17 protein-coding genes and 1 tRNA gene are annotated in these 15,780 nt (G+C 26.5%); 3 read left to right on the forward strand and 15 right to left on the reverse strand.

The window, feature by feature from the left end; translation table 4 throughout:
- Positions 1-18 precede the first annotated feature (18 nt).
- The 5 genes from AAHN02_RS02965 to AAHN02_RS02985 form a co-directional block, all read right to left on the reverse strand.
- Positions 19-1,761, reverse strand: coding sequence for a PTS transporter subunit EIIC (locus tag AAHN02_RS02965; protein WP_342278131.1), 1,743 nt, complete (start codon positions 1,759-1,761; stop codon positions 19-21).
- A gap of 28 nt (positions 1,762-1,789) precedes the next feature.
- Complete coding sequence (locus tag AAHN02_RS02970; RefSeq protein ID WP_342278132.1) at positions 1,790-2,587, reverse strand: MurR/RpiR family transcriptional regulator; 798 nt, start codon at positions 2,585-2,587, stop codon at positions 1,790-1,792.
- 93 nt (positions 2,588-2,680) lie between these two features.
- On the reverse strand, positions 2,681-3,394 hold the full coding sequence (locus AAHN02_RS02975) for an IS30 family transposase (RefSeq protein WP_342278181.1): 714 nt from the start codon (positions 3,392-3,394) through the stop codon (positions 2,681-2,683).
- Positions 3,361-3,624 (reverse strand): helix-turn-helix domain-containing protein, encoded by a 264-nt coding sequence (locus AAHN02_RS02980; protein ID WP_342278133.1) that lies wholly within the window; start codon positions 3,622-3,624, stop codon positions 3,361-3,363. The genes AAHN02_RS02975 and AAHN02_RS02980 overlap by 34 nt, the downstream gene beginning before the upstream one ends.
- 25 nt (positions 3,625-3,649) lie before the next feature.
- A complete protein-coding gene (locus AAHN02_RS02985) occupies positions 3,650-4,594 on the reverse strand; it encodes an IS30 family transposase (RefSeq protein WP_342277391.1) in 945 nt (314 codons plus the stop codon).
- Positions 4,595-4,652: 58 nt separating this feature from the next.
- Between AAHN02_RS02985 and AAHN02_RS02990 the strand changes: the two genes are divergently transcribed.
- Positions 4,653-5,315 carry an IS30 family transposase gene (locus tag AAHN02_RS02990; RefSeq protein WP_342278134.1) on the forward strand — a complete coding sequence of 221 codons (663 nt, stop codon included), beginning with the start codon at positions 4,653-4,655 and terminating at the stop codon, positions 5,313-5,315.
- On the opposite strand, the gene AAHN02_RS02995 is transcribed toward AAHN02_RS02990, so the two are convergent.
- The 4 genes from AAHN02_RS02995 to AAHN02_RS03010 all read right to left on the reverse strand — a co-directional run bounded on the left by AAHN02_RS02995 (position 5,299) and on the right by AAHN02_RS03010 (position 8,834).
- Entirely contained in the window at positions 5,299-5,619 is a 321-nt protein-coding gene (locus AAHN02_RS02995) for a hypothetical protein (protein WP_342278126.1), read from the reverse strand. The two genes, AAHN02_RS02990 and AAHN02_RS02995, sit on opposite strands and share 17 nt — an antisense overlap.
- A gap of 201 nt (positions 5,620-5,820) precedes the next feature.
- A complete protein-coding gene (gene tyrS / locus AAHN02_RS03000; RefSeq protein ID WP_342278127.1) occupies positions 5,821-7,068 on the reverse strand; it encodes a tyrosine--tRNA ligase in 1,248 nt (415 codons plus the stop codon).
- An 18-nt stretch (positions 7,069-7,086) separates the two neighbouring features.
- Positions 7,087-7,725: a hypothetical protein gene (locus AAHN02_RS03005; protein WP_342189595.1), complete on the reverse strand. Its 639-nt coding sequence runs from the start codon at positions 7,723-7,725 to the stop codon at positions 7,087-7,089.
- A 56-nt stretch (positions 7,726-7,781) separates the two neighbouring features.
- Positions 7,782-8,834 (reverse strand): nicotinate phosphoribosyltransferase, encoded by a 1,053-nt coding sequence (locus tag AAHN02_RS03010; RefSeq protein WP_342278128.1) that lies wholly within the window; start codon positions 8,832-8,834, stop codon positions 7,782-7,784.
- A gap of 226 nt (positions 8,835-9,060) precedes the next feature.
- On the opposite strand from AAHN02_RS03010, the gene AAHN02_RS03015 reads away from it, so the two are divergent.
- On the forward strand, positions 9,061-9,894 hold the full coding sequence (locus AAHN02_RS03015; protein ID WP_342278129.1) for a DegV family protein: 834 nt from the start codon (positions 9,061-9,063) through the stop codon (positions 9,892-9,894).
- An 11-nt stretch (positions 9,895-9,905) separates the two neighbouring features.
- Positions 9,906-10,766: a DegV family protein gene (locus tag AAHN02_RS03020; RefSeq protein ID WP_342278130.1), complete on the forward strand. Its 861-nt coding sequence runs from the start codon at positions 9,906-9,908 to the stop codon at positions 10,764-10,766.
- 112 nt (positions 10,767-10,878) lie between these two features.
- Here the strand turns inward: AAHN02_RS03020 and AAHN02_RS03025 are convergent, their stop codons facing one another.
- From AAHN02_RS03025 to AAHN02_RS03050, 6 genes are all read right to left on the reverse strand, one after another.
- Positions 10,879-12,621 carry a PTS transporter subunit EIIC gene (locus AAHN02_RS03025; protein WP_342278131.1) on the reverse strand — a complete coding sequence of 581 codons (1,743 nt, stop codon included), beginning with the start codon at positions 12,619-12,621 and terminating at the stop codon, positions 10,879-10,881.
- Positions 12,622-12,649: 28 nt separating this feature from the next.
- Entirely contained in the window at positions 12,650-13,447 is a 798-nt protein-coding gene (locus AAHN02_RS03030; protein ID WP_342278132.1) for a MurR/RpiR family transcriptional regulator, read from the reverse strand.
- A gap of 93 nt (positions 13,448-13,540) precedes the next feature.
- On the reverse strand, positions 13,541-14,485 hold the full coding sequence (locus AAHN02_RS03035; RefSeq protein ID WP_342278135.1) for an IS30 family transposase: 945 nt from the start codon (positions 14,483-14,485) through the stop codon (positions 13,541-13,543).
- A gap of 239 nt (positions 14,486-14,724) precedes the next feature.
- Positions 14,725-14,800 (reverse strand) — tRNA-Trp (locus tag AAHN02_RS03040).
- A gap of 146 nt (positions 14,801-14,946) precedes the next feature.
- The gene (locus AAHN02_RS03045) at positions 14,947-15,114 is read right to left on the reverse strand and encodes a hypothetical protein (protein ID WP_342278136.1); all 168 of its coding nucleotides are present in this window, start codon (positions 15,112-15,114) and stop codon (positions 14,947-14,949) included.
- Positions 15,089-15,721: an IS30 family transposase gene (locus tag AAHN02_RS03050; protein WP_342278137.1), complete on the reverse strand. Its 633-nt coding sequence runs from the start codon at positions 15,719-15,721 to the stop codon at positions 15,089-15,091. The genes AAHN02_RS03045 and AAHN02_RS03050 overlap by 26 nt, the downstream gene beginning before the upstream one ends.
- Between the last annotated feature and the right edge of the window lie 59 nt (positions 15,722-15,780).

Consider the following 15,780-nt stretch of genomic DNA (forward strand, 5'->3'; position numbering starts at 1 on the left):
AAAAACTATTTTCTATTTTTAAAAATTAGTTGCCAACAACTCTTTTGATGCCTGAAGCAATTTTTCTAATTCATCAACAATAAATTGGGCATCATTGCTAACAATCAGTTGTAAATCTTTGTCTGAAACCATTTTCGGATTAAGTTTATTATTAGCAATCCCTCTTACTTCAAATCTGACTTTATTTAATTGTTCAATTTTTCCAGCATCAACATTTTTAACAACAATTCTCACCCTTGTGACACAATTACCAACACTAATAATATTATCTTTACCTAAAATATCCAAAATTTTTCTGGCTAATAACTGATAAGAAGACAGTGGTAAACTATTATCCAAATTTTCTATTTCACTAACAGTTTGCTCGCGACCTAATGTCTGATAATTAAACTTCTTAATCAAATAATTAAAAGAAAAGTAATAAGCGCCCCCGCTTAGAATACCAATTGGTAATATTCAAGCCGGATTTGCTAGCACTTGGGCAATACCAGACTCCCAAGTTATTTTAGCAATTTTCATTGATTGATAAAAACTTAAAACATAATCAATAAAACCAGCAGAAAACCCAAAACCAATCCGAATTCCTAAACCAACAGTAATTGCAGCAATAATCCCTGATAAGACAATATGAACAAAAAATAATATTGGGGCTGCATAAATAAAACTAAATTCTAACGGTTCAGTAATCCCCGTTAAAAATGAAACTGACGCCGCTCCAAGTAATAATGCCATAACTTTTTTTCTTTGGTCAGGATGAGCACATTTAATGATCGCCAAGGCAGCAGCTGGTAATCCAAACATCATAATGGGGAAAAACCCACTTTGAAATAATCCGGCACCAACAACTAAATCATTACTAAGAAATGCAGGAATATCACCATTAATAACTGTTCCATTCTCTGAAGTAACAAAAGGGTGTTGTCAAAAAAAATAAATATTAAAAACACGCATTAAACCACTAGCATTTAATGCTCTATTAAACATTGTATAAACGCTAGCAACCCCTCATTGAATATGACGGGTTGAATTGTCAACTTTTTCAGGAATAATAGCTTGTCCAAAAGTTAAAAGTCCTAACTGAAGTCAAGGTCAAATTATTGCCACTAAAATAGCAACTGGTAAAGAAACTAAAATAACAACTAATGGCACAAATCTTCTTCCCGAAAAAAATGACAAAGCAGTTGGCAACTTAATGGATTGAAAACGATTATAACAAGTAGCTGCTAATATACCAGCAATGATGCCACTCAGAACTCCCATATCAATAGAATAAATAACTTCATTGCCTTTAAGTTGATATAAAAGTTTTGATTTATTTTCTAAGTTAACATCTAATAAAATTGTTGAATAAACAATTTTTGGTAATATCGTCATTAGACCAATTAATATTGTATAAGCAAAAAAACCAATAAGAGCTGCTTCACCACGATTATCTTTAGCAAAACCAAAAGCTATGCCAATAGCAAAAAGAACAGAAAGATTATCAAAAGCACTGCCACCAATAAGTTGCAATACTGAACCAATATATCAAATAACACTGTTCTCAGTAATTCCAAAATCTTTAGCCATCATTAATCCACCCACACGACTTAATATTGCCGCGATAGGTAAAATAGCAATCGGAAACATTAATGATTTAGCAAGTTTTTGTAATCCTGAACTTGTTTTATTGCGAAAATGCTTTAAAGTATTTCTTGGTTGAAAATTACTTGATAGCAGTTTAAATTTTTTAAAATTACTAAAAATATGTTTAAATTCCATTTAAATTTAGTCCTACCTTTATTTTAACTTATAACTTAAAATTAATTATTTTTGCATACAAGAAATCTAATAATTGCATTAATAATTGCAATCTAATTGAAAAAACACTTCATAATTGTTCTTCTTCAGATTTAATTACAAAATAGGATTTAAAACTTTTAGCTAATTTTGTTTCTTTGCTAAAAATACCAATTGAGTAAGCTTTATCTTTTAATTCTTCAATTATTTCACCAATTAAATTATTTGTACCACTTAATGATAGGCAAATAACAACATCATCAGCAGTAACTAATGGCAAGTACGAATAAATAACATTAATATCATTCTCACAAATAACATTTTTATTTACTCATCTTAATCTTTGTGCGAAAGAAATAGCAGGATAATATGAAATTCCAAAACCAAAAATAAAGATTGTTTTTGCATCAATAATTTTTTTAACAATTAAATCATTATCTTTATTAATAAAATCTAAATATAATCGATTATTATCCTCATCTCTTATTTTCACATATTCATTAAAAAAATAGGTAATATTACTTTTCAATTGCAAATTAGTATTAACTTGTCGTCCTGAATTTTTAATTCTTTGATTAACAACTTTTAATTGATACTTCAATTCCGTTCAACCACTTAGATTTAATTTTTGACAAAAGCGAATTATTGAACTAGAAGAAGTAAAACAAGCATCAGCAACACTTGTTGATGTTCATTCATCAATTTGTTCTAAGTTATTTAAAATAAATGTAGCAATACTGGCGTTAATAACATTGTCTTCATTAAATTTTATATGCTTTAATTTCTTAATAAAATCAAAATCTTCCAAAATGGCCTCCTTATTTCATTTATATTATCTTCCTGATAATTTTGAATTATATCGCAAAAACATTTCATCGCCAAATTGTAAAGTTAAGTGCAACTAAATTATTTTTCTAACCAAATATTCGATTGGCGAAAGATAATTTAGTATTTTTCTTGGTCTTTGGTTTAAAGACAATATAAATTTATGAACTGCATTTTTAGTAGTGTTTGAAAAATTAAATTTTTTAGGAAATTTTTCTCTAATTAAACCATTAGTATTTTCATTAGTACCTCTTTGTCAAGGTGAATATGCATCAGCAAAATAAATTTTCACATTTAAATTTTTTTCAAGTTGTTGTCAATTAGCAAATTCTTTACCCCTATCAAATGTTATAGTCTTAACAAGATTATTTGGAAGAATTGATAAATAATGGCTAATGTTTTCGTTAATAACTTTAGTAGTTCTATTTTCAACTAATATTGCTAAAGTAAATCTTGATGTTCTTTCAACTAAAGTTATTAAACATGATTTACTTTTACCTTGTGATGATACTACAGTATCACCTTCTCAATGGCCAAGAGTTATGCGATTATTAACATTTCGTTCTTTAATGGATTTACCATTAAATTTACCCCGATTTTCTTGAGATTTTCGTTTCTTACCTTTTCTTCTTAAATTTTTACTAGTAACCTTTTCAAGTAATCCAGAATAAATTCAATTGTAAATTGTTTTAAAACTAATAATTCATTCTTGATGAAAATTTTTAATTCTGCCATAAATTTGTTTAGGCGATCAACCTAATATAATTTTTGTTGTACATATTTTACTAATTCTCTATTTTTAAATTTATGAAAATAAACATGTAATTGTTTTCTATTTTCTGCTTTATTTTGTGCAATTAATGAAAAATAATGATTATTATCTTTATTTCTATTAACTTCTCGATTAATAGTACTAATACTTCGATTAAGATTTTTAGCTATTTCACTAATTTTTACTTTAAATTTCAATTGATTCTCAATATAAATTCTTTCATCTATGCCAAGATGTTTGTATCCCATAGCCAAATTGTAAAGTTAAGTGCAACTAAATTATTTTTCTAACCAAATATTCGATTGGCGAAAGATAATTTAGTATTTTTCTTGGTCTTTGGTTTAAAGACAATATAAATTTATGAACTGCATTTTTAGTAGTGTTTGAAAAATTAAATTTTTTAGGAAATTTTTCTCTAATTAAACCATTAGTATTTTCATTAGTACCTCTTTGTCAAGGTGAATATGCATCAGCAAAATAAATTTTCACATTTAAATTTTTTTCAAGTTGTTGTCAATTAGTAAATTCTTTACCCCTATCAAATGTTATAGTCTTAACAAGATTATTTGGAAGAATTGATAAATAATGACTAATATTTTTGTTAATAACTTTAGTAGTTCTATTTTCAACTAATATTGCTAAAGTAAATCTTGATGTTCTTTCAACTAAAGTTATTAAACATGATTTACTTTTACCTCGTGATGATACTACAGTATCACCTTCTCAATGGCCAAGAGTTATGCGATTATTAACATTTCGTTCTTTAATGGATTTACCATTAAATTTACCCCGATTTTCTTGAGATTTTCGTTTCTTACCTTTTCTTCTTAAATTTTTACTAGTAACCTTTTCAAGTAATCCAGAATAAATTCAATTGTAAATTGTTTTAAAACTAATAATTCATTCTTGATGAAAATTTTTAATTCTGCCATAAATTTGTTCAGGCGATCAACCTAATAATAATTTTTGTTGTACATATTTTACTAATTCTCTATTTTTAAATTTATGAAAATAAACATGTAATTGTTTTCTATTTTCTGCTTTATTTTGTGCAATTAATGAAAAATAATGATTATTATCTTTATTTCTATTAACTTCTCGATTAATAGTACTAATACTTCGATTAAGATTTTTAGCTATTTCACTAATTTTTACTTTAAATTTCAATTGATTCTCAATATAAATTCTTTCATCTATGCCAAGATGTTTGTATCCCATATAAAAACTCCTTAAATTTACTTTTTCTAAAATAAACTTAGCATCATGAAATTTTTATATGAAATCTTTTGCAATTTTATTTACTTGCACTTACAAGTATAATTCAGCAACAATTTACAATTGAATTTATTCTGGATTACTTGAAAAGGTTACTAGTAAAAATTTAAGAAGAAAAGGTAAGAAACGAAAATCTCAAGAAAATCGGGGTAAATTTAATGGTAAATCCATTAAAGAACGAAATGTTAATAATCGCATAACTCTTGGCCATTGAGAAGGTGATACTGTAGTATTATCACGAGGTAAAAGTAAATCATGTTTAATAACTTTAGTTGAAAGAACATCAAGATTTACTTTAGCAATATTAGTTGAAAATAGAACTACTAAAGTTATTAACAAAAATATTAGTCATTATTTATCAATTCTTCCAAATAATCTTGTTAAGACTATAACATTTGATAGGGGTAAAGAATTTGCTAATTGACAACAACTTGAAAAAAATTTAAATGTGAAAATTTATTTTGCTGATGCATATTCACCTTGACAAAGAGGTACTAATGAAAATACTAATGGTTTAATTAGAGAAAAATTTCCTAAAAAATTTAATATTTCAAACACTACTAAAAATGCAGTTCATAAATTTATATTGTCTTTAAACCAAAGACCAAGAAAAATACTAAATTATCTTTCGCCAATCGAATATTTGGTTAGAAAAATAATTTAGTTGCACTTAACTTTACAATTTGGCTATTTATTATTTCAAGTTTTTCTTTAAATTCTAAAATATTATTATTTTCAACTAAACTAACTAAACTATCAATATTTTCTTTAGAAATGTTAGCATTACGATTTTCACTCATACAAGAAAGATAAACTAAAAGTTTAGGAAACATATTATTATCCCCATTTTTAGTTTGTAACCATATCATCTTAAAAAACTTCGCTTTTAATACAATATCATCTTTAATATTTTCATTGATATCTTGTTTAATTTGATTAGTAATAACAGTTTTAATATCTTGTGGCATAATGCTCCTCCATTTTTAAGCAATTTTCTTTAAACAAATTATTAAAAAAATAAAGAAGCTTAATGATTAAGCTTCTTTATTTTTTATTACAAAATACATTTCTAACTGCTAAATTCTATTTAAAATTATATACAAATTATGCAATAAAATATTTAAAAAAACAAGATAAATTTTTATGAAAATAACTTATTGTTTTAAACATTAATGACTATTAACTTCAACAATATAATAATGTTGTTTACCTTTACGAATAAAAATTATTTTATTATATAGCAATTTATCTTTAGATAATATATAGTTTTCATCAGTAATCAGTTGCTCATTAACATAAATAGCATTACTCTTTAATAGTTCCCGAACTTGAGTTTTAGAACTACATACTTCAAGTAATAAAAGTAAATCAATAAGTTTATGTTCTTGACTAACAGTTATTCACGGAACAGCATTTTTCATTTGTTGAATTTCACTCATTTGTAATTGCATAACTTTTTGTGAAAATAATGCTTCACTAATATTAATCGCCATCATAACTTCTTGTTGGGAATGAACAAAAGCAACAATTTCTTTTGCTAATACCTTTTGGGCATGTCTTTTAGCCTTATTAACATTATGTTTTGCCATTATTTGCAAAATATCATCTAATGATAACAAAGTTAATCATTTTAAAAGTTTTTCAACATCAGCATCATTTTGATTAACAAAAAACTGATACAAAATATATGGGGATGTTAAATTAGCATCTAACCAAATTGTTCCTTGCTCAGTTTTACCAAACTTAACACCATTACTTTGCGTTAATAATTCAATCGTTAACCCACTTGCTAAATGATTATCTTGTTCTTTTTTACGAATCAATTCAATTCCAGCAGTAATATTCCCTCATTGGTCACTACCACCAATTTGCACTAAACATTGATAATTCTTATATAAATACCAAAAATCATATGCTTGTAAAAGCATATAAGAAAATTCAGTATAAGAAATTCCTGTTGCGAGTCTTGTTTTAATTGATTCCTTATCAAGCATATAATTAATCGTAAACTCTTTCCCCAAATCTCTTAAATAATCAATTAAATTTAATTTTGCTATTCAATCATCATTATTTAAAACTTTAATATTATGATCTAATAATTTATCTAATTGTAAAGCAAGCGCATCACTATTTAATTTTACTGTTTTAGCATCTAACAATTTTCTTTCTTCAACTTTAAAACTCGGATCACCAATCATTGCCGTGGCTCCACCAATAACAGCAAGCGGTTTAAAACCCGCTAATGAAAAGCGATATAATAAAACAATTTGTAATAAATGCCCCACATGCAATGATGTTGCTGTTGGATCAATACCACAATAAACACTAGCATTACTATTCTTAGCCTGTTTTATTTTTTCACTATTAGTAACTTGTTTTAAAAGTCTTCGGGCTTGCAATTCTTCTAAAAATTCCATTTCTTACCATTCTTTCTCTTATTTTTGTTTTTCATCAATTAAATTAACAATGCTCCGATTTTTTTCAGTAACTTGCTGTTGATCATAAAATTTACTAGCGCGTTGATGAATATCATTAAAACGATTAACATAACTTTGCGCCCGAATATAACTAGTATCATCATAATGTGCATCATTAGTTGCTAAATTAACACTGTTATCACTTTTTCGATTAATAAAATCAATTGGAATTGGATTAACATTTCTTGTCATATTTCTTCCTTCAACATATATTGAAAAATCTTGATATTTTTGAATTTTACGATTAATAATTTCTTGCTGAACATGCTCATTAACATATTCTTCAATTGAACTATAAGTCTTTGTTGTTCTAACTAATGATTGTGGTCTAATACTATAAATATTATTTACTAATGAAAAATCTTTTGGTTTATCACTAGCAATATTTGCTTTATTAGCATTAGAACCTGTAATTGGTGAAATAATCTCTGTTGGTTCATAACCATATACTTGCTTTTGTTGCATTCAATTTCTTTGTTTACGACGATTTTCAGCAATTTTTGACTCTGCAATTTTTTGCTGATGACTATTTTCTTCATAAAGTTTTGATAATGGACCATTTAATCCATATTTAATTTTAAAATCATTAGTATTCATTATGACCCTCCTTTTAAAAGAAGCATTCGTTCTTTTAAATTATAACATAATCAAAATTAGATTTTTTGTACTAACTTATCATTTTCAATATTTTCACGACCAACTTTAGCAAAATTTTTATTATTTAATTGCACTAAATCACCAGTAAAATGAATATCAAACTTACCAATAGTTGCTCCCACACCATAAAAATCTACGGGGGTATTATCACTAGCAAATCAACTAATCTTCGCTTTATCAAATCCAGAACTAACAATAATTTTTATATTATTAAAACCTTCATCATCCATTGCTTTTCTTAAAGCCTTAATTAAAATTGGATTTATACCCATAATATTTTCATTATAATATTTCTCTTGATTTTCTTTAACAGTAAAATATTTATCAACTAAACTAATGCTAGTATCAACCCGAACAGCACTAAGACGATTTTGAAAATGACCACATACTTTTAAACTAGTATTAATAACATCATTATCAAAATCAACTAATGCTACTAACTTATCATTAGGAAATAATTCACTATAAGCTTCTAAAGATTTAATAATATCACCATTAAAACCATGAATTAAAGCGTGGGGCATTGTCCCAACCAATATTTCTTGATTATTTCATCATTCAGTTTGTGCTCTCGTAACTTGTGATTTAATACCAGCAATATATGCAGCATAACCATCACCTTGTTGATTAAGATAGTCATCATTACGATCAAACATAAAGATGATTGGTTTATCGTTACTAACTTTTAAAATCTCATTACAATTAGTAGCAACACTACTTCTTCTTGCTAAAATGCCATCAATAATTCCTTCTAAGTAACCAAATAAATGATAAGGACCGGTTATTTTTAAAACCGGAATATTAGCTTTAATAATATCACCATCATTTAAAGCATAAACAGATATTTTTTCTAATGGCGTTACAAATTCTTTCAATAATGCCACAATTTCATCAATACCACAAAGCATAACATTATCTTGTCTTTGAAAAAATTGCATCGTAACAATATTATTAGGAAAATACTTTTTAAGAATTTTTTGGGTTTTTAAAAAATAAATCGCACTATAATAGCCTTCTTTAATACGAACATCAAATTTAAATTTTGTCATTTAAATAGCCTCAAATCTCTTATATAATTATTAGTTTTAATATATCAATTTTACTACTTAATAAATATTGTAATATAGTTTTTAAGAAAATTTCTTTTTTTGATTACAAATTTTGCTATTCTTATCATCAAATTATCCTTTACTATTTCTTTTCTTGAATAATATTATATCAAAGTTTATAATTGATTAATAAACAAAATAGAGATTTTTGTGAGGTGTAAAATTAATGAAGCAATACATTATCTTAGTGGACTCAGCAACTGGTTATGATGAAGAACAGGCAAAAGAACATAATATGGCATTTGTTCCTTTAATGATAAATATTAACAATAAAACTATTGCTGACAATAACAAAGAAATTACTATTGATAAATTTTATAAAATTTTAGAAACTGAACCAATTAAAACCAGTCAAACGCCACCAGGAATTTTAAAAGAAAAATGAGATGAACTACTACAAGAATATGAACAAATTCTTTTCTTTCCAATTTCTTCCCATCTATCAGGACAATATCAAAGTGCAATATTACTAGCTCAAGATAATGTTTATAAAAACAAAGTCTATATAATTGATAGCGAAGCAGTTGGCGACATTAATAAAGAAATGATTAACCGCGCAAAACTATTTTTACAAGAACGACCTATTAATGAATTACAAGGTTTTATTGATGAACAGAAAACAAAATATTGTGCCTTCATTCTTCCATATCAATTAGATACATTGGTTCGTGGTGGTAGAATTAGCAGTGCTGCTGCTACCCTAGCTAATTTATTGAAAATTAAACCAATCCTAGAATTTAATGGTTTTATTGATAAATTTGATAAAACCAGAACATTTAAAAAAGCAATTAAAGAAGTTTTAAAAGAAATCAAAAAACGCTATGACAGTACTGGCGAATTAACAATTATGCATTCATTATGTGATACGGAATTAAAAGAAGAAGTAATTAAAATCATTACTAAAGAAAAATTTACAATTAAACATATGAGTTTAATATCTAATGTTATTGCTGCTCACACCGGATATAATACATTTGTACTTGTATATTGAATAAAGTAAAGGAGAAAAAAATGTCTAACACAAATAAGAAAATTGCTATTATTGTTGACTCATCTAGCAACCTTGACCTTACAACGCTAAAAGAAAAAAATATTAATATCCTTCCTTTATTAATAAGTTTTGAAGATAAAACTGAAATTGAAGATACCACTAGTGATATTAAAAAATCTAATTTTTATGCTCGTGTTAAAAATGGTGAATATACTAAAACTAGTCAATCATCACCGGGGAAACTAATGAGCTTATGGCGAAAACTACTAGCTGAAGGAAATGATGAAATTATCTTTATTCCGATTGCTAAAGGATTATCTGGTCAATACCAAAATGCCTATATGTTATCACAAGAAAGTGAATTTAAAAACCGCGTTCATATTATTGATACTAACGGCGCTGCTACATTTAATAGTACATTAGCAATCAAAGCTACTGAAATTGTAGCTAATGGGGGCAACATTAATGATATTAATAAAATGGTAACCCAAGTTAAAAAAAATAGTTTAATTTACATTATCCCTGAAGATATCTCGCGACTTTCTAAAGGTGGTCGTGCCAAATCTGTTGTTGCTTCCCTAATAAGTTTAATCCGCGTTAAAGTCATTATTAAATTCGGCGAAATATCGGAAAAAAGTGGAATTGCCAGAACCTTAAACAACGCTATTGAAAGTGTAATCACAAAAATTAAAGAATTTATTAAAAATGAAAATTATATCTTAGAAATTCTCACATCACAATGTGATAAAAAGGTCACCACAATTATTAACAAAATTATAACCAACCACCCTGAACTTAAAATCAAAAAAGCATTCCTCCCTAACTGCTTTGTCAGTCATGCCGGTGTTAACTCCGTAGGAATTATTGTTGTTAAACAATAAAAAAAATTAACAAAGAAAAAGGTAGCAACGCTACCTTTTTTATTTACAGCACTAACAATAATCCCCTGTCACCTTATTTTAATGCTTTTAAAATAAAAACTATTTTCTATTTTTAAAAATTAGTTGCCAACAACTCTTTTGATGCCTGAAGCAATTTTTCTAATTCATCAACAATAAATTGGGCATCATTGCTAACAATCAGTTGTAAATCTTTGTCTGAAACCATTTTCGGATTAAGTTTATTATTAGCAATCCCTCTTACTTCAAATCTGACTTTATTTAATTGTTCAATTTTTCCAGCATCAACATTTTTAACAACAATTCTCACCCTTGTGACACAATTACCAACACTAATAATATTATCTTTACCTAAAATATCCAAAATTTTTCTGGCTAATAACTGATAAGAAGACAGTGGTAAACTATTATCCAAATTTTCTATTTCACTAACAGTTTGCTCGCGACCTAATGTCTGATAATTAAACTTCTTAATCAAATAATTAAAAGAAAAGTAATAAGCGCCCCCGCTTAGAATACCAATTGGTAATATTCAAGCCGGATTTGCTAGCACTTGGGCAATACCAGACTCCCAAGTTATTTTAGCAATTTTCATTGATTGATAAAAACTTAAAACATAATCAATAAAACCAGCAGAAAACCCAAAACCAATCCGAATTCCTAAACCAACAGTAATTGCAGCAATAATCCCTGATAAGACAATATGAACAAAAAATAATATTGGGGCTGCATAAATAAAACTAAATTCTAACGGTTCAGTAATCCCCGTTAAAAATGAAACTGACGCCGCTCCAAGTAATAATGCCATAACTTTTTTTCTTTGGTCAGGATGAGCACATTTAATGATCGCCAAGGCAGCAGCTGGTAATCCAAACATCATAATGGGGAAAAACCCACTTTGAAATAATCCGGCACCAACAACTAAATCATTACTAAGAAATGCAGGAATATCACCATTAATAACTGTTCCATTCTCTGAAGTAACAAAAGGGTGTTGTCAAAAAAAATAAATATTAAAAACACGCATTAAACCACTAGCATTTAATGCTCTATTAAACATTGTATAAACGCTAGCAACCCCTCATTGAATATGACGGGTTGAATTGTCAACTTTTTCAGGAATAATAGCTTGTCCAAAAGTTAAAAGTCCTAACTGAAGTCAAGGTCAAATTATTGCCACTAAAATAGCAACTGGTAAAGAAACTAAAATAACAACTAATGGCACAAATCTTCTTCCCGAAAAAAATGACAAAGCAGTTGGCAACTTAATGGATTGAAAACGATTATAACAAGTAGCTGCTAATATACCAGCAATGATGCCACTCAGAACTCCCATATCAATAGAATAAATAACTTCATTGCCTTTAAGTTGATATAAAAGTTTTGATTTATTTTCTAAGTTAACATCTAATAAAATTGTTGAATAAACAATTTTTGGTAATATCGTCATTAGACCAATTAATATTGTATAAGCAAAAAAACCAATAAGAGCTGCTTCACCACGATTATCTTTAGCAAAACCAAAAGCTATGCCAATAGCAAAAAGAACAGAAAGATTATCAAAAGCACTGCCACCAATAAGTTGCAATACTGAACCAATATATCAAATAACACTGTTCTCAGTAATTCCAAAATCTTTAGCCATCATTAATCCACCCACACGACTTAATATTGCCGCGATAGGTAAAATAGCAATCGGAAACATTAATGATTTAGCAAGTTTTTGTAATCCTGAACTTGTTTTATTGCGAAAATGCTTTAAAGTATTTCTTGGTTGAAAATTACTTGATAGCAGTTTAAATTTTTTAAAATTACTAAAAATATGTTTAAATTCCATTTAAATTTAGTCCTACCTTTATTTTAACTTATAACTTAAAATTAATTATTTTTGCATACAAGAAATCTAATAATTGCATTAATAATTGCAATCTAATTGAAAAAACACTTCATAATTGTTCTTCTTCAGATTTAATTACAAAATAGGATTTAAAACTTTTAGCTAATTTTGTTTCTTTGCTAAAAATACCAATTGAGTAAGCTTTATCTTTTAATTCTTCAATTATTTCACCAATTAAATTATTTGTACCACTTAATGATAGGCAAATAACAACATCATCAGCAGTAACTAATGGCAAGTACGAATAAATAACATTAATATCATTCTCACAAATAACATTTTTATTTACTCATCTTAATCTTTGTGCGAAAGAAATAGCAGGATAATATGAAATTCCAAAACCAAAAATAAAGATTGTTTTTGCATCAATAATTTTTTTAACAATTAAATCATTATCTTTATTAATAAAATCTAAATATAATCGATTATTATCCTCATCTCTTATTTTCACATATTCATTAAAAAAATAGGTAATATTACTTTTCAATTGCAAATTAGTATTAACTTGTCGTCCTGAATTTTTAATTCTTTGATTAACAACTTTTAATTGATACTTCAATTCCGTTCAACCACTTAGATTTAATTTTTGACAAAAGCGAATTATTGAACTAGAAGAAGTAAAACAAGCATCAGCAACACTTGTTGATGTTCATTCATCAATTTGTTCTAAGTTATTTAAAATAAATGTAGCAATACTGGCGTTAATAACATTGTCTTCATTAAATTTTATATGCTTTAATTTCTTAATAAAATCAAAATCTTCCAAAATGGCCTCCTTATTTCATTTATATTATCTTCCTGATAATTTTGAATTATATCGCAAAAACATTTCATCGCCAAATTGTAAAGTTAAGTGCAACTAAATTATTTTTCTAACCAAATATTCGATTGGCGAAAGATAATTTAGTATTTTTCTTGGTCTTTGGTTTAAAGACAATATAAATTTATGAACTGCATTTTTAGTAGTGTTTGAAAAATTAAATTTTTTAGGAAATTTTTCTCTAATTAAACCATTAGTATTTTCATTAGTACCTCTTTGTCAAGGTGAATATGCATCAGCAAAATAAATTTTCACATTTAAATTTTTTTCAAGTTGTTGTCAATTAGCAAATTCTTTACCCCTATCAAATGTTATAGTCTTAACAAGATTATTTGGAAGAATTGATAAATAATGGCTAATGTTTTCGTTAATAACTTTAGTAGTTCTATTTTCAACTAATATTGCTAAAGTAAATCTTGATGTTCTTTCAACTAAAGTTATTAAACATGATTTACTTTTACCTTGTGATGATACTACAGTATCACCTTCTCAATGGCCAAGAGTTATGCGATTATTAACATTTCGTTCTTTAATGGATTTACCATTAAATTTACCCCGATTTTCTTGAGATTTTCGTTTCTTACCTTTTCTTCTTAAATTTTTACTAGTAACCTTTTCAAGTAATCCAGAATAAATTCAATTGTAAATTGTTTTAAAACTAATAATTCATTCTTGATGAAAATTTTTAATTCTGCCATAAATTTGTTTAGGCGATCAACCTAATAATAATTTTTGTTGTACATATTTTACTAATTCTCTATTTTTAAATTTATGAAAATAAACATGTAATTGTTTTCTATTTTCTGCTTTATTTTGTGCAATTAATGAAAAATAATGATTATTATCTTTATTTCTATTAACTTCTCGATTAATAGTACTAATACTTCGATTAAGATTTTTAGCTATTTCACTAATTTTTACTTTAAATTTCAATTGATTCTCAATATAAATTCTTTCATCTATTCCAAGATGTTTGTATCCCATATAAAAACTCCTTAAATTTACTTTTTCTAAAATAAACTTAGCATCATGAAATTTTTATATGAAATCTTTTGCAATTTTATTTACTTGCACTTACAAGTATAATTCAGCATCGATAAATTTAGGTAAACTTTCCAAAAAATGAAATATTCTTCATTAAAAATATAAAAATAACCAGTTTGTAAGATAATACCAATAATGGTTATTTTTATATTGCTATCATCCTTAATAACTAATTTTATTGGCAGGGGTAGCAGGATTTGAACCCACAAGCGCGCGGTTTTGAAGACCGCCGTTCTACCATTGAACTATACCCCTACAATAAATATATTCTATCAAAGTTATTAAAAATAACAAAGTAAATTATAAAGAAAGGTCGCGTTTAGTTATCTTAGGTATTGCTTTGAAGAAGTAAAACAATCAGCTAATTATATTAAATTGCCAAATTGTAAAGTTAAGTGCAACTAAATTATTTTTCTAACCAAATATTCGATTGGCGAAAGATAATTTAGTATTTTTCTTGGTCTTTGGTTTAAAGACAATATAAATTTATGAACTGCATTTTTAGTAGTGTTTGAAAAATTAAATTTTTTAGGAAATTTTTCTCTAATTAAACCATTTAGTATTTTCATTAGTACCTCTTTGTCAAGGTGAATATGCATCAGCAAAATAAATTTTCACATTTAAATTTTTTTCAAGTTGTTGTCAATTAGCAAATTCTTTACCCCTATCAAATGTTATAGTCTTAACAAGATTATTTGGAAGAATTGATAAATAATGACTAATATTTTTGTTAATAACTTTAGTAGTTCTATTTTCAACTAATATTGCTAAAGTAAATCTTGATGTTCTTTCAACTAAAGTTATTAAACATGATTTACTTTTACCTCGTGATGATACTACAGTATCACCTTCTCAATGGCCAAGAGTTATGCGATTATTAACATTTCGTTCTTTAATGGATTTACCATTAAATTTACCCCGATTTTCTTGAGATTTTCGTTTCTTACCTTTTCTTCTTAAATTTTTACTAGTAACCTTTTCAAGTAATCCAGAATAAATTCAATTGTAAATTGTTTTAAAACTAATAATTCATTCTTGATGAAAATTTTTAATTCTACCATAAATTTGTTCAGGCGATCAACCTAATAATAATTTTTGTTGTACATATTTTACTAATTCTCTATTTTTAAATTTATGCTGAATTATACTTGTAAGTGCAAGTAAATAAAATTGCAAAAGATTTCATATAAAAATTTCATGATGCTAAGTTTATTTTAGAAAAAGTAAATTTAAGG

This window comes from Spiroplasma endosymbiont of Nephrotoma flavescens, from assembly GCF_964030835.1.
In the GTDB taxonomy this organism is placed as follows: Bacteria; Bacillota_I; Bacilli_A; order Mycoplasmatales; family Nriv7; genus Nriv7.